This is a genomic window from Actinomadura monticuli (genome assembly GCF_041463655.1).
GTDB classification, from domain to species: Bacteria; Actinomycetota; Actinomycetes; order Streptosporangiales; family Streptosporangiaceae; genus Spirillospora; species Spirillospora monticuli.
The window spans coordinates 26,140-44,378 of the sequence record NZ_JAXCEI010000009.1 but is presented as its reverse complement, the minus strand read 5'-3'; the positions used below and the strand labels follow the sequence as shown (position 1 = coordinate 44,378).

General features: G+C 72.2%; 22 protein-coding genes. 11 read left to right on the top strand and 11 right to left on the bottom strand.

The genetic code is table 11. The features are described from left to right. Positions 1–75: 75 nt before the first annotated feature. From SM611_RS21005 to SM611_RS20995, 3 genes are read left to right on the top strand one after another with little or no spacing between them, the layout of a single operon-like run. Positions 76–1,272 (top strand): PP2C family protein-serine/threonine phosphatase, encoded by a 1,197-nt coding sequence (locus SM611_RS21005; protein WP_371951561.1) that lies wholly within the window; start codon positions 76–78, stop codon positions 1,270–1,272. Continuing rightward, the gene (locus SM611_RS21000; protein WP_371951560.1) at positions 1,269–2,954 is read left to right on the top strand and encodes a sensor histidine kinase; all 1,686 of its coding nucleotides are present in this window, start codon (positions 1,269–1,271) and stop codon (positions 2,952–2,954) included. The genes SM611_RS21005 and SM611_RS21000 overlap by 4 nt, the downstream gene beginning before the upstream one ends. After that, the gene (locus tag SM611_RS20995; RefSeq protein ID WP_371951559.1) at positions 2,951–3,388 is read left to right on the top strand and encodes a response regulator; all 438 of its coding nucleotides are present in this window, start codon (positions 2,951–2,953) and stop codon (positions 3,386–3,388) included. Before SM611_RS21000 ends, SM611_RS20995 begins: the two co-directional genes overlap by 4 nt. 23 nt (positions 3,389–3,411) lie before the next feature. Here the strand turns inward: SM611_RS20995 and SM611_RS20990 are convergent, their stop codons facing one another. Further along, positions 3,412–4,569, bottom strand: a complete 1,158-nt coding sequence (locus tag SM611_RS20990; RefSeq protein ID WP_371951558.1) for a PP2C family protein-serine/threonine phosphatase — start codon at positions 4,567–4,569, stop codon at positions 3,412–3,414. A 99-nt stretch (positions 4,570–4,668) separates the two neighbouring features. Here SM611_RS20990 and SM611_RS20985 point away from each other — a divergent pair, with 99 nt between their 5' ends. The 3 genes from SM611_RS20985 (at position 4,669) to SM611_RS20975 (ending at position 6,829) form a co-directional block, all read left to right on the top strand. After that, complete coding sequence (locus SM611_RS20985; RefSeq protein ID WP_371951557.1) at positions 4,669–5,142, top strand: MarR family winged helix-turn-helix transcriptional regulator; 474 nt, start codon at positions 4,669–4,671, stop codon at positions 5,140–5,142. A gap of 144 nt (positions 5,143–5,286) precedes the next feature. Further along, on the top strand, positions 5,287–6,135 hold the full coding sequence (ldt-CoaP, locus tag SM611_RS20980) for a L,D-transpeptidase (protein ID WP_371951556.1): 849 nt from the start codon (positions 5,287–5,289) through the stop codon (positions 6,133–6,135). Positions 6,136–6,166: 31 nt separating this feature from the next. Then, entirely contained in the window at positions 6,167–6,829 is a 663-nt protein-coding gene (locus SM611_RS20975) for a choice-of-anchor P family protein (RefSeq protein ID WP_371951555.1), read from the top strand. 42 nt (positions 6,830–6,871) lie between these two features. On the opposite strand, the gene SM611_RS20970 is transcribed toward SM611_RS20975, so the two are convergent. The 6 genes from SM611_RS20970 to SM611_RS20945 all read right to left on the bottom strand — a co-directional run bounded on the left by SM611_RS20970 (position 6,872) and on the right by SM611_RS20945 (position 10,405). Further along, complete coding sequence (locus SM611_RS20970; protein WP_371951554.1) at positions 6,872–7,288, bottom strand: ATP-binding protein; 417 nt, start codon at positions 7,286–7,288, stop codon at positions 6,872–6,874. Positions 7,289–7,418: 130 nt separating this feature from the next. Continuing rightward, positions 7,419–7,796 carry a hypothetical protein gene (locus SM611_RS20965; protein WP_371951553.1) on the bottom strand — a complete coding sequence of 126 codons (378 nt, stop codon included), beginning with the start codon at positions 7,794–7,796 and terminating at the stop codon, positions 7,419–7,421. 48 nt (positions 7,797–7,844) lie between these two features. Next, complete coding sequence (locus SM611_RS20960) at positions 7,845–7,973, bottom strand: hypothetical protein (RefSeq protein WP_371951552.1); 129 nt, start codon at positions 7,971–7,973, stop codon at positions 7,845–7,847. A 65-nt stretch (positions 7,974–8,038) separates the two neighbouring features. Then, complete coding sequence (locus SM611_RS20955; RefSeq protein ID WP_371951551.1) at positions 8,039–9,193, bottom strand: acyl-CoA dehydrogenase family protein; 1,155 nt, start codon at positions 9,191–9,193, stop codon at positions 8,039–8,041. Beyond that, complete coding sequence (locus SM611_RS20950) at positions 9,193–9,834, bottom strand: carboxymuconolactone decarboxylase family protein (RefSeq protein ID WP_371951550.1); 642 nt, start codon at positions 9,832–9,834, stop codon at positions 9,193–9,195. The genes SM611_RS20955 and SM611_RS20950 overlap by 1 nt, the downstream gene beginning before the upstream one ends. Next, on the bottom strand, positions 9,818–10,405 hold the full coding sequence (locus SM611_RS20945) for a VOC family protein (protein WP_371951549.1): 588 nt from the start codon (positions 10,403–10,405) through the stop codon (positions 9,818–9,820). Before SM611_RS20945 ends, SM611_RS20950 begins: the two co-directional genes overlap by 17 nt. Positions 10,406–10,592: 187 nt before the next feature. On the opposite strand from SM611_RS20945, the gene SM611_RS20940 reads away from it, so the two are divergent. Both SM611_RS20940 and SM611_RS20935 read left to right on the top strand, forming a co-directional pair. Then, a complete protein-coding gene (locus tag SM611_RS20940) occupies positions 10,593–11,207 on the top strand; it encodes a TetR/AcrR family transcriptional regulator (RefSeq protein ID WP_371951548.1) in 615 nt (204 codons plus the stop codon). A 104-nt stretch (positions 11,208–11,311) separates the two neighbouring features. Then, entirely contained in the window at positions 11,312–12,625 is a 1,314-nt protein-coding gene (locus tag SM611_RS20935) for a phosphotransferase family protein (RefSeq protein ID WP_371951547.1), read from the top strand. 16 nt (positions 12,626–12,641) lie between these two features. On the opposite strand, the gene SM611_RS20930 is transcribed toward SM611_RS20935, so the two are convergent. Further along, positions 12,642–13,094 (bottom strand): GNAT family N-acetyltransferase, encoded by a 453-nt coding sequence (locus tag SM611_RS20930; protein WP_371951838.1) that lies wholly within the window; start codon positions 13,092–13,094, stop codon positions 12,642–12,644. 159 nt (positions 13,095–13,253) lie between these two features. On the opposite strand from SM611_RS20930, the gene SM611_RS20925 reads away from it, so the two are divergent. Next, complete coding sequence (locus SM611_RS20925; protein WP_371951546.1) at positions 13,254–13,592, top strand: WhiB family transcriptional regulator; 339 nt, start codon at positions 13,254–13,256, stop codon at positions 13,590–13,592. A gap of 47 nt (positions 13,593–13,639) precedes the next feature. On the opposite strand, the gene SM611_RS20920 is transcribed toward SM611_RS20925, so the two are convergent. Further along, positions 13,640–14,569, bottom strand: a complete 930-nt coding sequence (locus SM611_RS20920) for an NADPH:quinone oxidoreductase family protein (protein WP_371951545.1) — start codon at positions 14,567–14,569, stop codon at positions 13,640–13,642. Between the two features lie 89 nt (positions 14,570–14,658). On the opposite strand from SM611_RS20920, the gene SM611_RS20915 reads away from it, so the two are divergent. After that, entirely contained in the window at positions 14,659–15,246 is a 588-nt protein-coding gene (locus SM611_RS20915) for a rhomboid family intramembrane serine protease (protein ID WP_371951544.1), read from the top strand. Between the two features lie 38 nt (positions 15,247–15,284). Next, entirely contained in the window at positions 15,285–15,923 is a 639-nt protein-coding gene (locus SM611_RS20910) for an HD domain-containing protein (RefSeq protein WP_371951543.1), read from the top strand. 16 nt (positions 15,924–15,939) lie between these two features. On the opposite strand, the gene SM611_RS20905 is transcribed toward SM611_RS20910, so the two are convergent. Then, entirely contained in the window at positions 15,940–16,686 is a 747-nt protein-coding gene (locus SM611_RS20905) for an SDR family oxidoreductase (protein ID WP_371951542.1), read from the bottom strand. 51 nt (positions 16,687–16,737) lie between these two features. Next, positions 16,738–18,195 (bottom strand): hypothetical protein, encoded by a 1,458-nt coding sequence (locus tag SM611_RS20900; RefSeq protein ID WP_371951541.1) that lies wholly within the window; start codon positions 18,193–18,195, stop codon positions 16,738–16,740. Between the last annotated feature and the right edge of the window lie 44 nt (positions 18,196–18,239).

The following is an 18,239-nucleotide window of genomic DNA, read 5'->3' as shown; positions in this document are numbered from 1 at the left end:
AGCCCTTATATTTGCTCGACGACAACCAAAATCCGGGCTGAACATCCGGTTGCGCCGGACCGAAGGAGCTGAGACATGGCCGCGCTGCACAGTCGCGGTGCGGAGCGACTCCTCGGCGTCGCCGGCTCCCCGCACCTCCTCCTGGTCGAGGACGACCCGGGCGACGCGTTCCTGTTCGAGGAGCTGCTGGCCGAGGCCCAGCCCGGCGTCCGGATCACCGTCGCGACCACCCTCCGCGAGGCGCTCGACGCCCTCCGCCCCGAGATCCAGTGCGTCATCGTCGACCTGTCGCTGCCGGACGCGCAGGGCCTCGACGCGCTCCACCAGGTGCGCTCGCACGCCCCGACCACCGCCGTGCTCGTGCTGACCGGCCTCGCCGACGCCCACGTCGGGGTGGAGGCCGTCGCCGCCGGCGCCCAGGACTACCTCGTCAAACAGGACGTGGACGGTGCGCTGCTCACCCGCGCGATCAGCTACGCGATCGAGCGCCAGCGGGCCGACGAGTCCGAGCGGCAGCTCGTCGAGGCGCGGGCGCTGAGCCGGGAGAACGCCCGGCTGGAGCGCGGGCTGCTGCCCGTCCCGATCCTGCGCGACCGAACCCTGCGGCACCACACCCGCTACCGGCCGGGACGCGACCGCGCGCTGCTCGGCGGCGACTTCCACGACACCGTGGAGACCGAGGACGGCACCGTCCACGCCGTCATCGGCGACGTCAGCGGGCACGGCGCCGACGAGGCGTCCCTCGGGGTGCGGCTCCGCATGGCGTGGCGCACGCTCGTCCTCGCCGGCACCACCGGGACGGCCCTCCTGGACACGCTGGACGCCGTCCTGCAGCACGAGCGGTGGGCCGAGGAGATCTTCACGACCGTGTGCATGCTGACGATCGCCCCCGACCGGCGCAGCGCCCGCCTCTACCGGGCCGGGCATCCGCCGCCGCTGTTCTTCGGGCCGGACGGTGTCGAGGTCGTCCCGGAGGAGCCGTACGGGCCGGCGCTCGGGCTGATCCCCGGCGCCGGATGGCCCGCCCTCGAACTGGACCTCGGCGACGCGTGGACCCTGCTGCTCTACACCGACGGGCTGATCGAGGGGCATGACGGCGACGGGTACCTCGACCTGTCCGGCCTCGTCGAGCTGGCGACGGCCGCGCACGGCGACGGGCAGCGCGGCGACGTCCTCATCGACGGGCTCATCGCCGAGGCGGAACGGCTGAACGGGGACGTCCTCTCCGACGACCTGGCCGTCCTCCTGCTCAGCCGGGGGGACGACCGATGACCGCGGAGGAATCCGGCGGCACCGCCGGCGCCGCTGACACCGGCGCCACCGGGCCGCACCGCGTCGAGACCGCCCAGGAGCTCGACATCGGCGGGCCCGACGTCGTGCTCCCGGAGGCGGACGTCCCCGCGCACGGGATGGGCCGGATGAGCCTCGTCCGCATCTACCAGCTCGGCGCGTTCGTCCTCGGCCTGCTCCTCCTCATCGCCATCGGCCAGGCGGGAATCGCGCTGTACGGCAACAACCAGGCGCGGGACGTCCTCATCAACAAGGTCGACCCGGCGACGCTGGAGCAGTTCCGCCTCTCGTCCGCCGTCACCAACCAGGACATGGCCATCCGCGACTACGCGCAGGACGGCGGCGAAGAGCACGTCGCCCAGTACCGCGCGGCCGTCAGGCAGGAGGCGGAGTCCGTGGACCGCATGCGCCGCCTGCTGGACGGGGTGCCGGAGAGCCACGAGGTCGACCGCCTCCTGGACAAGGCCGCCGGCGACTCCAAGGCGTGGCGGGCCGCGTTCGCCGACGAGATCGCGGCGGGGCCCGGCGCCCAGGGCATCGACCCCGACGCGAGCCGGGACGCGCGGCGGCTGCTCAACCAGGCGCGCGGCGACATGACCCCGCTGCAGATCGGCATCACGAAGCTGCACGACCGGGCCGCCGACACGCTGCGCAGCCGGGCGTCCACGACGATGTGGTCGGTGGGCGCCGCGCTCGTCGTGGTCATCGTGGCCGCGCTGCTGCTCGCCGTGCTGCTCCGCCGGACGGTGCTGACGCCGGTGTCCACGCTGACCGGACGCGTCCGCGCCGTGTCCCAGGGCGACCTCGGGCACGCGCTGGACGTCCGCGGCCCGGCCGAGATCAACGAGCTGGCGGCGATCATCGACGCGATGCGCAACCGGATCGTCCGGCAGTGGCGCGCCAGCGAGGAGAAGACCCGGCTGCTCGACGAGCAGACCGCGGAGCTGCGCCGCTCCAACGCCGAGCTGGAGCAGTTCGCCTACGTCGCGAGCCACGACCTGCAGGAGCCGCTGCGCAAGGTCGCGAGCTTCTGCCAGATGATCGAGCGCCGGTACGGCGACCAGCTCGACGACCGCGGGCAGCAGTACATCGCGTTCGCCGTCGACGGCGCCAAGCGCATGCAGGCCCTGATCAACGACCTGCTGAGCTTCTCCCGCGTCGGCCGGATGACGCGGCCCGAGGAGTCCGTCGACCTGGCGGACGTCGTCCGGCAGGCCACGGACAACCTGGCGGCGCTGCGCGAGGAGACCGGCGCCGAGGTCGACGTGCGGGACCTGCCGCACGTCGACGGCGACCGCACGCAGCTCACCCAGCTCTTCCAGAACCTCATCGGCAACGCGATCAAGTTCCGCCGCGAGGGAGTCCCGCCCCGGGTCGTCATCGACGCCCGCCGCGACGGCGACGAATGGGAGTTCGCCTGCACCGACAACGGCATCGGGGTCGAGCCCCGCTACGCCGACCGCATCTTCCTGATCTTCCAGCGGCTCCATCCGCGGGACGAGTACACCGGCACGGGCATCGGGCTCGCGCTCTGCAAGAAGATCGTCGAATTCCACGGCGGCCGCATCTGGCTGGACGCCGAGGACCGCGGCGACGAGCCCGGCACCACCTTCCGCTGGACCCTGCCGGTCCGGTCCCCTCTCACCAACGGAGACGACGCATGAACGAAGGCCCGCACCCCATCGAGGTCCTGCTCGTCGAGGACGACCCGGGCGACGTCCTGCTGACCGTCGAGGCGTTCGAGCACAACAAGGTCAACAACACGCTGAACGTCGTGAACGACGGCGAGCAGGCGATGGCGTTCCTGCGCCGGGAGGGCGAGTACGCGGACGCGCCCCGCCCCGACCTGGTGCTGCTCGACCTCAACCTGCCGCGCAAGGACGGCCGCGAGGTGCTCCAGGAGATCAAGAACGACGACGACCTGCGCCGCATCCCCGTCGTCGTGCTGACCACGTCCGAGGCCGACGAGGACATCCTGCGCAGCTACCACCTGCACGCCAACGCCTACGTCACCAAGCCGGTCGACTTCGACCAGTTCATCTCGGTGGTCCGCCAGATCGACAACTTCTTCGTCACCGTGGTCAAGCTGCCGCGCTGATCACGCCGCCCGCCGCCCGCCGGTCAGCCGGTGCCGCGTCCGGTCCAGTCGACGCAGGTGATCACCGCGTCGTCGGCCGGGCCGTCGCCCTCGTGGTACTCCACGAAGCGGCGGATCATGGTGCGGACGGCCTCCGGCGGCTCCTGCAGCCGGGTGGCGCGCAGCGCCTGAGGCAGCGCGGACCGCCCGAAGGGGACGCCGGACGGGGACAGCGCCCCGTGCACCCCGTCGCTGACGACGACCAGCCGGTCGCCCGGCTCGGCGGTGAACTCCTCGGTCGTGTAGCGGGTGTCGCCGAACATCCCGAGCGGCATCTGCGCGTCGAACCCGATCCCGTCGGTGGCGCCGCCGCGCATCCGGTAGATCCGCGGCGAGCCCGCGTCCACCACCCGGACCCGGCCGGTGCCGAGGTCGAACTCCAGCAGCAGCGTGGCCACGTGCTGCTCGCCGCGATGCCGCGCGAACAGCGTCTGGTCGCCGAGCTCCGCCTGCTCGGCGATGCCGGCGCCGGACCGGCGCGCGTTCCGCAGCGCGCTGATCGCCAGGTGGGTGAGCGCGGCGGAGTCCGTCCCCGACCCCATCCCGTTGCTGACGGTCAGCGTGAGCCGCTCGGCGGACACCGACCAGTCGAAGTTGTCGCCCCACACCGCGTACGCGGGTTCGAGCTGCCCCGCGAAGCTGAACTCGGCGGCGGCGTAGGACGGCGGCGGCAGCAGGTCCCACTGCATCTCGGCGGCGAGCGTCAGCCGCGTCCGCCGGCGGAGCCGCCGGTACAGGTCGGTGCCCTGGTCGGCGATCTTCAGGGCGCGGGCGAGGACGGTGGCGAGATCCTCCAGCCAGGGCGGCCCGCCGTCGGCGAAGCGCGCGGTGAGGACGCCGAGGCGCTCGCCCCGCACGCTCATCGGCAGGTGGGTCGCGTCGCCGTCCCGGACGGTCCGCTGCGCGGCGAACGCGTGCCCGGCCGCCGTGTTGTCGACCGGCACGTCGTCGTCCGCCTCGCCCGCTTCCGCGCGGACCAGATGGGTCTGCCGGTAGTCGATGAGGAGCACGTCCACGCCGGCGGCGCCCGCGTGCCGTTCCAGCAGCCGGGTCGCCACCTCGATCAGCTCGTGCGGCGGGGCCGCCCAAAGCGCCTGCTCGATCGCGGTGAGGCGATCGTCTTCCGCGGGTCGACCGTGCATCGCAATCCTCGCCGGGCCGGGAGCCGAGCCGCGGCGCCGCCCGCTGACCCGCAGGTCCCGGGGATGCCGTCGGCGACATCGTATGTAACAGTGGAGGGCATGGTGGACACGTCGGGTGAGAGGACAGCGGAGTCCGCGGTCGCCCTGGACGGCGCGGCCTCCACCCTGATGGACATCTGGTCCCGAGCCCACCATGCCCCGGATGTACCCGTCCCGTCCACGCAACTGCGCGCGCTGTTCGTGCTGGAGCGCGGTCCGGTCAACGTCAGCCACCTGGCGGGCGAGATGGGCGCGCTGGTGTCCTCGGCGAGCCGGCTGTGCGACCGGCTGGAGGCGGCCGGGCTGCTGACCCGCGACCCCGGCCGGGACCGCCGCGAGGTGACCATCCGGCTGAGCGCCGACGGCCGGGCGCTGCTCGACCGGCTCCGGGTGCGGCGGCTGGAGGAGCTCGCCCGCGTGCTGGCGCTGATGCCGGCGTCCGCGCGCGCCGCGCTGCTGTGGGGGCTCATGGAGTTCCACGAGGCGGCCTCCAAGCCGGACGACGGCGAGGGCTCGTTCTCGATGCTCGTCTGAATCATCCCTTTTTAATCTGGTAAGTCGAGACGCTCCGCGAAGCCACTGTGTAATCGTCGATTATCGGCATTTGTATTCGCGTCTCGCGGCACTTTTTCGCCATTCTCGATACGCGCGCTCGCACCACTACTAACATCCCGGCTCATGGCGACCACGATTGCCCCGCGGCATGCCCGCCGCACCGCCGTCGCCGCCGGGCTCCTCACGGCGGCCGCCGCCGCGCTGCTGCTCGGCGGATGCGGCGGCTCGTCAGCGCACGGCACGGCGTCCGCCGGTGAGAAGGGCACCGGTGAGAAGGGCGCCGGCGGTGCGGGCGCCGGCCCGTCCGCCGCCGGAACCGGCAAGGTTCCCGAGGCCACCACGTTCAGCACCGTCCCCGGCGCACCCGAGGACGCCACGCCGGACGGCGTCACCGACGGCCTGGTCGTCCACCCGGCCCGTCCGGCGCCGGTCCTCGACCGTCCGGGCGGCCGCCGCATCGCCACGCTCCCCACCATGGAGCTGGGCGGGCCCACCTGGGTGCCGGTCGTGGAGAGCTCCGGCGACTGGCGGCGCGTGCTGCTGCCGAGCCGTCCCAACCGGGCGAGCGGCTGGATCCCGGGCGCCGGGCTGCGCACCGCGCACACGCCCTACACCGTCCGGGTCGAGCTCGCGCGACGGCGGCTCACGCTGCTGAAGTCCGGGCGGCCGGCGGGCCGCTGGAAGGTCGCGGTCGGCGGCCCGAAGACCCCGACGCCGCCCGGACGGACGTTCGTCATGGCCACGCTCGCCCCGGCCAAGAAGACGCCGAGCCCGGTCGTCCTGCCACTCGGCACGCACTCGGCGACCCTCGACACCTTCGGCGGCGGGCCGGGCACCGTCGCCCTGCACGGCTGGCCCGACGCCTCCGTGTTCGGCACGGCCGTCACGCACGGCTGCGTGCGGGTGCCCGCGGACGCGCTGAGGGCGCTGTCCCGCGTCCCGCTCGGCTCGCTCGTGTTCATCACGGCCTGACCCAAGACCTTTCAAGAAACGGAGTACGTCCATGCGTTACAGCCATGCCGTCAAGCGCCTCGCCACCGTCGGCCTGCTCACCGGCGGCCTCGCCGCCGCCGGCCTGCCGGCCCTCGCCGCCGCCGCTCCCGTCGCCGCTCCCGCGGGCGAGGGGTCCGCGTACGGGCTGGCGGTCAGCGGGCCGCTCCCCGTCCCGCCGGTGCCCGCCGTGTCGTCCACCACGGGCAAGGTCAGCAAGAGCCTCCTGCGGGAGGACCGCACCAAGCTGGTCAAGGCGTCCGCGCTGGACGTCACCGCGTCCCCGGCCCGCGCGGACTCGTCGGTCGCGCGGCTCGCCGTCCCGGACGCGAAGCTCGGGGCGAACGCCGTGTCCGCCAGGTGCGTCGACGGCCGCGGCTCGGCCCACCTGACGAAAGCCGTCCTCGCCGGGAGGCGGCTGGACGCCTCCCCGCCGCCGAACACCACGATCCCCGTCGACGTGGACGGCCTCGGCCGCACGGCGCTCACCCTGAACAAGCAGCAGCGCACCGCGGACGGGCGGCTCGCCGTCACCGCGATGGAGCTGATGCTGCCCGGCGGCAAGGGCGCGATCAGGGTCGCGTCCGCCACCTGCGGCCGCGGCGCGGCGCCGCGGGGCCCGGTCGAGGCGCCCGCGCCGACCCCGGTCGAGCACGACCTGCCCGTCACCGGCTGACCCGCCGCGCACCGGTCCGGCGGGCGTCCGCCCGCCGGGCCGTCAGCCCGCCAGCGACTTCTCGAAATGCACGATCGCGCCGCCGCGGTGGGCGCGATCGGCGATGGTCAGTTCCTCCGTGAACGCCCGCATCAACTGGAGCCCCCGGCCGTGCTCGGCCAGCGGCGGCGCCTGCGCGGCCCCCCAGCCGCGCTCGCCGTCCGCCTGTTCCGCGTCCGTGCCCCCGTCGATCACCTCCACGACGCATCTCGCCCCGTCCATCCGCGCCCGGACCTCGTACTCCTTTCCGGCCGCGGCGTGCTGGATGACGTTCGCGCACGCTTCTCCGAGAGCGAGCGCGATATCGGCACGGATGTCGGAACCCACGCCGAGACCGCGGAGAGATGCGTCGAGCGTGTGCCTCACCAGCGGAGCGCTCTCGGCGTTCCTCGGCAGGGTCATTTCGAGAACGACCTCCATGCCAATCGCCTCCGTTCCCTCTAGCAGCCAGATTTCCCAACCACCACTCCGGGAAACTCCAGGCGCTGGAAAAACGCGACCATAGGCGTCGGCCGCATATTCCGGGAAACGTTCGCGACCGGGGCCGGGTCTACCCGTCGGCGCGTCCGGCGAGCTTTCGCTCGGCGGCGATCTGCTCCGCGTCCAGGCCCTGGTAGTCGCTGCGCCGGTGCTGCTCCGCCTGGTCGTCGATCCACCGGCCGTGGGCCTCCCAGGCGGCCTGCTTGCTGACGCCGAGCGCCGCCCCGATCTGCGCCCACGACGCACCGGCCCGCCGCGCCGACCGGACGGCGAGCTGCCGCCCGTACACCGCCTTCCGGGCGATGACCTCGCCGAGCGCGAGGAGCTCCAGCACCTCCCCGCGCCCGAGCGGCGCCTCCCCGACCGCGTCCCGCACCCACAGCTCGTCGTAGCGCGCGGACGCGCTCGTCAGCGTGATGTCCTGCTCGATTCCCTCTGGTGTGACCATGGTCCGAGTGTGCGCGTCAAGACGTCCTGACGTCAAGTGCCCCTGACGCTAGATCTCGAGGACGCGCGCCTTCCCGACCCGGCCGCCGGACAATCCGGCGTCGAGGTCGTCCAGGCCGTGCGGTCTCACTCCGGCCATCTGGAACATCAGCCCCTCGGCGAGCTTGGTGATCTTCAACGTCTTCCCCCCCTCGCGTACGCGGCCGGCGCCGGGCCTTCCGAGCAGAGACCTGCGGGTGAGGCTCACCCGATCCTTCGCAGGATCCGGCGCGCGGTGCTCTGGATGTGCACCTCGTCCGGACCGTCGTAGATGCGGGCCTCGCGCGCGTGCCGGTACATGCGGGAGAGCGGGGTGTCGTCGGTGAGGCCCGCGGCGCCGTGGACCTGGATGGCGCGGTCGACGACGTTGTGCAGCATCCGCGCGCCGACGACCTTGATCGCGCCGATCTCGACGCGCGCCTGGCTCCCCGCGTCGATCTGCTCGGCGGCCTGCAGGGTGAGCAGGCGGGACGCCTGGATCTCGGTGTAGGAGTCGAACACGTGCTGCTGCATCAGCTGCTTCGCCGAGAGCGGTTCTCCGAACGCGACGCGGGTGCCCAAGCGGGCGCACATCAGCTCGAAGGCCCGCTGCGCCTGGCCCAGCCAGCGCATGCAGTGGAAGATGCGGCCGGGGCCGAGGCGGTCCTGGGCGATGACGAACCCGTGCCCGCGCGGGCCGAGCAGGTGGTCGGCCGGGACGCGGACGTCGTCGTAGTCGACCTCGTAGTGCCCGCCGTTGATGCCGAGGACGGGCGTCTCCCGGACGATCCGGTACCCCGGCGTGTCCGTCGGCACGACGATCATGCTGAAGGCGCTGTGCGGGGCCGTCCCCTCGGGCTCGGTGCGGCACATGACCGTCGTGTAGGCGGCCTGGGCCGCGCCCGTGGTGAACCACTTGCGGCCGTTGATGACCCAGTGGTCGCCGTCCAGGACGGCCGTCGTCCGGAGCTGTGTCGGGTCGGAGCTGGCCTGGTCCGGTTCGGTCATGGCGAAGCTGGGGGAGATCTCGCCGGCGACCAGCGGGGCCAGGTAGCGCTCACGCCAGCCGGGGCTCGCGTACTTGTGCAGCATGAGGGAGTCCTGGAGCGTGAACGTCCCGAGGACGAGCTGCCCCCATTCGCTGCGTCCCTGCACCTCGTTGACGTAGACGTAGTCGAGGAAGGGCATGCCGCCGCCGCCCAGCTCCTTCGGGTGGCCGAGCGCCCAGAGCCCCTCCGCCTTGGCCTGCTCGCGGAGTTCCCGGAGCTTGCCGGCGTCGCCGGCGTTGAGCGCGGGCTCCGCCGGTTCGACGCGTTCGGTCATGAAGGCGTGCACGGCGTCCCGGACGTCCCGGACCCGGTCGGGCACGGGGAACAGCATCAGCGCTCCCCGGTCAGGTCGGCCGCGATGTCGCGGCTGCCGTAGCCCTCGGGCGCCGCGACCTCGACGATCGGCTCGGGCCGGTCGTCGAACTCCAGGCGCAGCGCCCGCGACATCACCGCGTGCATGTCGTACATGCAGGTGATGTAGGTGAGCTGCAGGATCTCCTTGTCGGAGAGGTGCTCCTTCAGGATGTCGAAGACCGCGTCGGGCGTCCGGCCGCCGTCCAGGACGAGGCAGTCGGTGTAGGCGAGGACGGCCCGCTCCAGCGGCGAGTAGCACTCGGCCGTCTGCCAGTGCGGGATCGACTGGATCTTCTCTTCCTCCATGCCGAGCGCCCGCATCTGCTTGCAGTGCTGCGAGAACACGAACTGGCTGCCGCGCGCCCAGCCCGCCCGGCACTGGCCGAGTTCCCGCAGGACGGGGTCGAGGTCGGCGTTCCGGTACAGCGCGAAGCCCTTGACGGCGTGCCCGAACACGTCGGGGGACTGGGCGAACACCGTCCACCAGTCGCCCGGCGAGCCGGTCGCCGTGCCGTGGTCGACGGCCGGGTCGCGGTCGGGCGCGAACAGGTGGTCGTAGAAGAAGAGGATGCGCTCGTCGGTGACCTCGGCGCGGGGTACCTCACGCAGTCGCGGCATGCTTGTCCTTAGAGACGGTTCGGTCGGCGGCGGTCTTGGGTTCGTGGGAGACGTCGGACTCGTCGAACGTCCTAGTCCAGCAGGCGAATTCGAGCAGGATTCCGTCGGGGTCCTGGAAGTAGAAGGAGCGGACGAACACGCCCTCGTCCACGTCGCGGGAGAGGCCCATCGGGCTGTCGTCGTGGTTCAGGATGGGGCTGACGGTGACGCCCTTCTCCTTGAGCCGCTTCCGGTACTCCTCGAACTTCTCGACCGGGACGTGGAACGCGACGTGGTTCATCGACCCGACCGCGCTGAGCAGTTCGCCCTGCTCGGGACGGCCGGCCGGGGCGGAGATCCCGGGGACGGGGTCCGGCGCGTCCGGGAACCAGAAGAACGCGACGCAGTCGCCGCCGCCGCAGTCGAAGAAGAAGTGCTGCCCCATTCCGGCGGGCAGGTCCAGCGTCTTGATGAGCGGCATGCCGAGGACGCCGGAGTAGAAGTCGATGGTGCGTTTCATGTCGGAGCAGACCAACGCCAGGTGGTTGATTCCGCCGAGTTCGAATTCGGTGTTCACGGGACCGGTGTTCACGGGACCTCCTTGAATCGGGAGCGAAGCTCGCGCGCCGCGTACTCGACGACGTCGTTGATCAGCAGGAACGGTCCGCCATCGCGCCTCTCCGGAGTTGACTTGACAGTCATATCAACTTACTCGATGCTCGGATACTGTTCCTGCGGGCAGCGGATTGTCAACACCCCGGGCGAGAGGAATCACGGAGATGCGGGATGAGCCCGGCGTGCAGCCGCTCACCGAACGCGGCGCCCGGACCAGGGAGCGTCTCCTCGCCGCGGCCCGCGAGGTCTTCGAGGAACGCGGCTTCCTGGAGACGCGCGTCGCGCACATCACCCGGCACGCCCGCGTCGCCTACGGGTCCTTCTACACGTACTTCCCGTCGAAGGAAGCGGTGTTCCTGGAGGTCGCCGACCGGCTCTTCGCGGACATGACCGACCACGACCTCGTCCCGTCCGCCGGGCCGGAGCCGGCCGCGCGCGTCCGCCGCGCCAACCGCGCCTACTACGAGGCGTACAGGCGCAACGCGAAGATGATGGCGATCATCGAGCAGGTCGCGACGTTCAACGCCGAGTTCCAGGAGTTGCGGCGCAAGCACCGGGCCGCCTCGGCGGAGCGCTCCGCGAAGGCGATCGCGCGCTGGCAGCGCGAGGGGCTCGTCCCATCCGACATCGACGCCGAGATGGCCGCCCGCGTGCTCGCCTCGATGGTGGACCGCTCCCTGTACCTGTGGCTCGTCCAGGGCAACGACCCCCCGGGTACCGAGCGGCTTCTGGAGACCCTGGACACTCTTACCGTCCGAGCCCTCGGCCTGCCGTCCTGACGAAGGAGTCCCGTGGAACTCGCCGACCGTTTCATGACCGCCATCACCTCGGGTGACGTCGACACCCTCCGCGATGTCGCCGCCGCCCGGCGCGCGGCCCGCGCGTGAGCGCCGTGGAGGCCGCGCTCGCGGCCCGCCTCGACGCGGAGATCACCGGCCTGCGCCGCCTCTCCGGCGGCGCGAGCCGCGAGACCTGGTCGTTCGACGCCGACGGCCGCGCCCTGATCCTGCGCCGCGACCCGCCCGGCTTCCCCGACCCGGCCGCGATGGGCCGCGAGGCGGGCCTGCTGGCCTCGGCCGCCGCGGCCGGCGTCCCCGTCCCCGCGCTGGCGGGCCACGGCGACGACCTGGCCGGCGCGCCCTATCTGATCATGGAGCGGCTGCCGGGCGAGACGATCCCCCGCCGCCTGCTGCGCGACGAGCGCTTCGCCGCCGTCCGCCCCGGCCTGGCGCGCGAGTTCGGCGCCATCCTGGCCCGCCTGCACACCATGGCGCCCGTCCCGGACCTGCCCGACGCCGATCCCCTCGACGCCCTCACCGAGTACTACGCGAACTTCGAGGCCCGCCCCTCCGTCGAGCTGGCGCTCCGCTGGCTGGACGACCACCGCCCGCCCGCCTCGGGCCGCCGGACGGTCGTCCACGGCGACTTCCGCAACGGCAACCTGATGATCGACGAAACCGGCGTCCGCGGCGTCCTCGACTGGGAGCTGACCCACCTCGGCGACCCGGCCGAAGACCTGGGCTGGCTCTGCACCAAGGCATGGCGCTTCGGCTCCCCGCACCCCGTGGGCGGCTTCGGCTCCCGCGAGGACCTCCTCGCCGGCTACGCCGACGCGGGCGGCACCCCGCCCACCCCGGAGGAACTCCACTGGTGGGAGGTCTACGGGACGCTCCGCTGGCTGATCCTGTGCCGCCACCAGGCCGAGCGCTACCTGACCGGCACCGACCTGTCGATCGAGTACGCCGTCCTGGGCCGCAGGGTCTGTGAGCAGGAACACGACCTTCTTCTGGCCTTGGGCCTGACCGAACCCATGACCGTCCGAGACCCGCTGGAGGAGTCCGAGCCGGCCGACGCGTCCCCGCACGACCCCCCGGACGCCGCGACCCTCATCGACGCTGTGGGCGCCTTCCTCGTCCAGGCCGACCAACCTGACGACCGACTGCGCTTCCACGCCCGTGTAGCCGCCTCGGCGCTCCGCATAGCCCGCCGGGAAATGCTCCTGGGTGCCGCCCACAAGGCCGCGCACGAGCGACGCCTGCGCGAGCTGGACTGCGCGTCGGACGCCGACCTGTCCAAGGCCATCCGCGAGGGCGCCCTGGACGACCGCATGGACGAGGTGACCGCGGCGGTCCGCGCCTCGGTGGTCGACAAGGTGACCGTCGCCAACCCGCGCCACCTCGCCCTCCCCACCGGCTGACCGCGGCGGGGGACGCTCAGGTGAGCGGGTACTTCATGCCCATGTGGGAGGGGCGGAAGCCGATCTTCTGGTAGAAGCGGATCGCGTCGGGACGCTGGCGGTCGGTGGTGAGCTGCACGACGCGGCAGCCGCGGGCGCGGGCCTGGTCGATGGCCCAGGTGATCATGAGCTGGCCGACGCCGCGGCCGCGCTGCTCGGCGGCGATGCGGACGCCCTCGATCTGGGCGCGCTCGCCGCCGGTGTAGGTGAGCCCGGGGATGTAGGTGAGCTGGAGGGTGCCGGCGAGCTCGCCGCCGGCCTCCGCGACGATGACGGCGTTGTTCGGGTCCTTCTCGATCGCGGCGAAGGCGGTGAAGTAGGCCTCCGGGATCTCCTCCCCGGGTGTTTCGCGGGTCGACCCGAGGGGATCGTCGGCGAGGAGCCGGACGATCTGCGGGAGATCGGCCGCCGTAGCCTCGCGGAAGGTCACTTCTTGATCACGCTGCACACCTCACAGGTTATCCGGACGCTAAGTTGCAACGTTCACGCATGTCTTGTAGTACTACGGGTTGTAGTACTACGTTGAGTGGAGACCACCCCCGCCGACCGGAGCCCAACGGTGGTCTCGTCGCGGCGCAGGGAGAAGCCAATGCACAGCAACGAGAACAACGAGAACGAGGAGCACTGGACCGACCACGCCATCTGCCGCGGGGCCGATCCCGACCTGTTCTTCCCGATCGGCTACTCGGCGGAGGTGCTCCAGGAGCAGCAGGACGCCGCCAAGGCGATCTGCGCGAACTGCCCCGTGATCGCCGACTGCCTCACCTGGGCGCTGAAGGTGGGCGAGCCCGACGGCATCTGGGGCGGGACGACCCCGGAGGAGCGCCGCTACCTGCGCCGCACGGCCGACGCGCCCGCCCGCAAGCCGCTGCCCGTCATCGTGGTGCGCGGCGACGCGTCCGAGTCGGAGCACGCCTCCGCCGCCTGAGCCGCCTGAGCCACGTGGCAGCTGCTTAGCAGCCGCCCGCCGGCCGCTCAGGGGAGCAGGGCCACCTTGCCCACGACCCGGCGGTTCAGCAGGTCGTCCAGCACCTCGGCCACCGACGCCAGGGGCGCCGTGCGGGGCGGCACCGGGCTGAGGTCGCCCTTCGCGACCATCGCGAGAAGTTCCTCCAGCTGGGCGCGCTGGTCGACCGGGTTCCGCAGCGACCAGGCGCCCCAGTCGACGCCCACGACCGCGCGGTTGCGCAGCAGGACCTGGTTCAGCGGGAGGCACGGGATGTCCCCGGACGCGAACCCGATCACCACATAGCGGCCCAGCTCGCGCAGAGAGCGCAGCGCGGGCTCCGCGAGCGCTCCCCCGACCGGGTCGTAGACGAGGTCCACTCCGCCGTCCGACCAGGCGCGGGCCGCCGCCTTGAGGTCCTCGCCGCTGCCGACGGCCGCGTCGGCGCCGGCCTCGCGGGCGGCCTCCTGCTTCTCCGGCGTCGACGCCGCCGCGAGGACGCGGGCGCCCAGCGCCTTCGCGACCTGGACCGCCGCCAGGCCCACCCCGCCGCCCGCGCCCAGGACGAGCACCGTTTCGCCCGCCCGCAGGTTCGCGCGGTCGCGGAGGGAGAACAGGGCCGTGCAGTAGCTCTGCGTGAACGTGGCGGCACGGGCGAAGTCCAGCTCGTCCGGGATGGGGACGGCGGAGGCGGCGGGTACGGCGACGCGGCCCGCGAAGCCGCCGAGGCCGCACATCGCGAGGACGCGTTCGCCGGACGGGAGCGTCCCGGCCACCTCGCCCCCCGGGATGAACGGCACCGGCGGCTTGATCTGGTACCGGCCCTGGACGAAGAGGGCGTCGACGTAGTTGACCCCCGCGGCCTCCACGGTGATCAGCACCTGGCCGGGCCCGGCGGTGGGCGGGGCGGTGTCCCTGACGACGACCGAGCCGAGTTCTTCACAGATCGCTGCACGCATTCGCCCACTATGCCGGAAGGGCCCGATGGCACCTTCCGGACGCCCCCGTCGTTGACGGTTCAGGGACGTCCAGACTTACGGTGGAGAACATGAGCTACACCCCCGACGGGCAGCGTTCCGATGAGCTCGCGAAGCACGGCGTCCGCGCGCTGTCGTCGCTGATCCTCATCATCTCGGTGACCGCCGTGATGTGGGTCCTGGAGGCGTTCGACTACACGACGAACGGATGGCTCGACCGGTTCGGGATCCAGCCGCGCGACGTCGACGACCTGCCCGACATCTTCACCGCCCCGTTCATGCACGCTGGGTTCGGGCACCTGATGGCCAACACGCTGCCGTTCCTCATCCTGGGGTTCATCGCGGCGGCGCGCGGCATCGGCAAGTTCCTCGCCGCCAGCCTGATCATCATCGTGGTCGGCGGGCTCGGGGTGTGGTTCCTCAGCTCGGCGAACACGCTCGGGTCCAGCATCCTGATCTTCGGGTTCTTCGGCTACCTCGTCGGCCGCGGGATCTTCGAGCGGCGGCTGCTCGACATCGGCATCGCGGTCGCCGTCGTCGCCGTCTACGGGACGATGATCTTCGGCGTGATCCCCGGCGACCCCGGCATCTCGTGGCAGGGCCACCTGTTCGGGCTGATCGGCGGCGTCCTCGCGTCCTGGTTCCTGCGCCGCGGCTGAGCCCGAGTGCGCCCGGACGGGGCGGGTAGCCCGGTCACATGGCCGAGACGATCGCAGGCGTCACCGTCCCCGACACCCCGCTGGTCCGGGACGTCACCGAATACATCCGCGACACCGAGGACGACCTCCTCTACCACCATTCGCGCCGCGTGTTCCTCCTCGGCGCGCTCCAGGGCCGGGCCCAGGGGCTGAGCCCCGACCTGGAACTCCTCTACACGGGATCGATGTTCCACGACATCGGCCTGACCGCCGGCTACCGGACGTCGCAACTGCGATTCGAGGTGGACGGCGCCCATGCCGCGCGCGACTTCCTCCTGCGGCGCGGCTACAGCGAAGCCGACGCGCGTACCGTGTGGCTCGGCATCGCCCTGCACACCACGCCGGGCGTCCCCGAGTTCCTCGACCCCGAGATCGCGCTCCTGAACGCGGGCGTGGCGACCGACGTCCTGGGGGTCGGCTACCACGACATGACCGACGAGCAGCGCGACGCGGTGACGGCCGCGCATCCGCGCCCGGACTTCAAGAAGCGCATCCTCCGCGCGTTCACCGACGGCAACGCCCACCGGCCGCGGACGACGTTCGGCAACATGAACGCCGACGTCCTCCAGCACTACATGGACGGGTTCGAGCGCGACGACTTCGTCCAGATCATCCTCGACAACCCGTGGCCGGAGTGAGCGCCGGGCGGCGGAGCTAGTTCGGCCGGACGGTGACGTCCGAGACGACGGCGTCGCGCGGGGTCTCCAGCGCCGCCACGAGCACGCGGGCCACGGTCGCGGGGGCGGCGAAGTCGTCCTCGGCGTAGGGGTGGCCCTCCTGGGCGCGCACGCTGCGCTGCATCTCCGTGGCCGTCCTGCCGGGGTAGACCGTGGTGACGCGAACGGACCTCTCCTCGGCGCGCAGCGAGTCGGCGAGCGCGCGCAGCCCGAACTTGCTCGCCGCGTACGCCGACCATTCGGGGTTCGCGCGCAGCCCGGCGGTCGAGTTCACGAAGACGACGTGGCCTTCGGCGGCGCGCAGCGCGGGCAGCAGCAGGCGGGTCAGCTCCGCCGCCGACACCAGGTTCACCGACAGGTGCTCCATCCACTCGTCGGCCTCCAATTGGGCGACCGGCGACAGGTGCACCATCCCCGCCGCGTGGACGACGCCGTCCAGCCGGGCCGGGATCCCCGCCATCGCGAGGGACGCCTCGATGCGGCGCGGCTCGGTGAGGTCGAGCGGGATCGCGGTGACGGACGCGGTGCGCGGCGGCGAGGTGACCGCCCCCGGGTTGATGACCTGGGTGGCGGCGTGCGCGCCGGTCCTCAGCGTCGTGGCCAGCGTGTCGAGGCGCTCCTGGGAGCGCCCGGTGAGGATCAGGTCGTGCCCGCGTTCACGCAGCAGCTCGGCGACCGCCGTGCCGATGCCGCCCGTCGCCCCCGTGATCAGATACGTGCCCATGAAGTCCCATTCTCGTGGATCCCTACCCGGGTGGACGCCCCGGGCGGCGCGTTAGTTCGGTCGCAGCACGCGCGTGGCCCCGGCGATCAGCGCCGTGACCAGCACCCAGCCCGTGGTGACGAGCCCGTACGCCACCCAGCGCGACCAGTTCACCGCGTCGTAGGACAGCTGCTGCCCGAACGTGTCGAGCGGGATCAGCAGGTCGAGCGTGTAGATCAGCGAATGGAAGGCGGGCAGCTCGTCCCGCGGCTTGATCGGCTGCGGGTGCTCGATGGAGAACACCGTCGTCCCGATGGCCAGCAGGGACGCGAACCAGGCGAACGCCAGCCACGGCCGGTAGCCGAACCCGACCGTCCAGTCCAGGAGGTGATTCCACGCCTTGCCGACCGGGTTCAGCCCGCGCCGCCGCGCCCTCATCTTGGCCAGCTGCACCTTCCGGGCCAGGTCGTCGTGCCCGATGCCGTGGTACCAGGCGGCGAGCTGCTCGTACGGCTGGAGGTGGAACTCCTTGTCCCGCGACACCCAGCTGAGCCGGTCCTTGAACTCGGCCCCGCGCAGCGTCTGGTACGTCATGCCGTTCAGGTACAGCTCGTCCGGCCAGACGGACGGATGGTCCATGAGCAGGTCGATCCGGGAGTACGACAGCGACACCCGGCCCTGGATCTTCTCCTCCGGCCACAGGAGCAGCTCGTCGGCCTGGATGTGGCTGGCGTGCAGCGCCATCCGCGCCGGGTCGGTGGAGTCCAGGCGCGCCCGGCTGAACGACAGGAGGCCGTTGAAGCGGGCGCTGCGCAGCCGGACGGTGCCGAGCGCGGTGAAGCCGTTGCTGAACTCGGCGGTGTCCTCGACGACCATGCTCTGCGCGTCCAGCGCGATCCGGCCGGGGTTGGACAGGACGGTGCGCTCCATGAACAGGCCGCCGTTCATCCGCGCGCCGACGAACCGGACGCCGCCGGTGATCTCGGCGTCCCGGATGAAGGCGCCGACGTCCACGACGAGCCCGCCGCTGAAGATCGCCCACTGGGTCGGGTCGGTCACCGTGATGCGCGTGCCGTTCATCCGCAGGCCGCCGCCGAGCTGCGCCCTCGCCAGCCGCACCGAGCCGTCGATCCGCGATCCGGACAGGCTCAGGTAGCCGTCGACGCGGAGCCCGCCGCCGTCGAAGCCCGGCATCCGGCAGCCGGCGAACCGCAGCTGCCGGGTCTCGGCGTTGGAGAAGTCCGGTTCCCGGACCAGCCGGCAGTCCTCCAGCCGCAGCTCGTGCTCGACGGTGCCGCCGGTGATGTCCATCTGCCCGGTGATGTAGGCGCCGCGCAGCCGGACGGCCGCGACCGCGCCGGGGCGGGTGTCGCCGGCGCCGAGCAGCAGCCGGGTGATGATGTCGGCGCGGACGATGCGGTCGGGGTCGGGGCCGGCGGGCAGGCCGTCGCCGAGGACGACGGATGCGCCGGTGGGGAACGCGGCCCAGAGGCGCCGTTCCGCGTCGTTCAGTCCGGGGGGCTGGGGCACGGAACCTCTTTCTACGCGGAGATCCCCTCCGCGATCAACTTCGC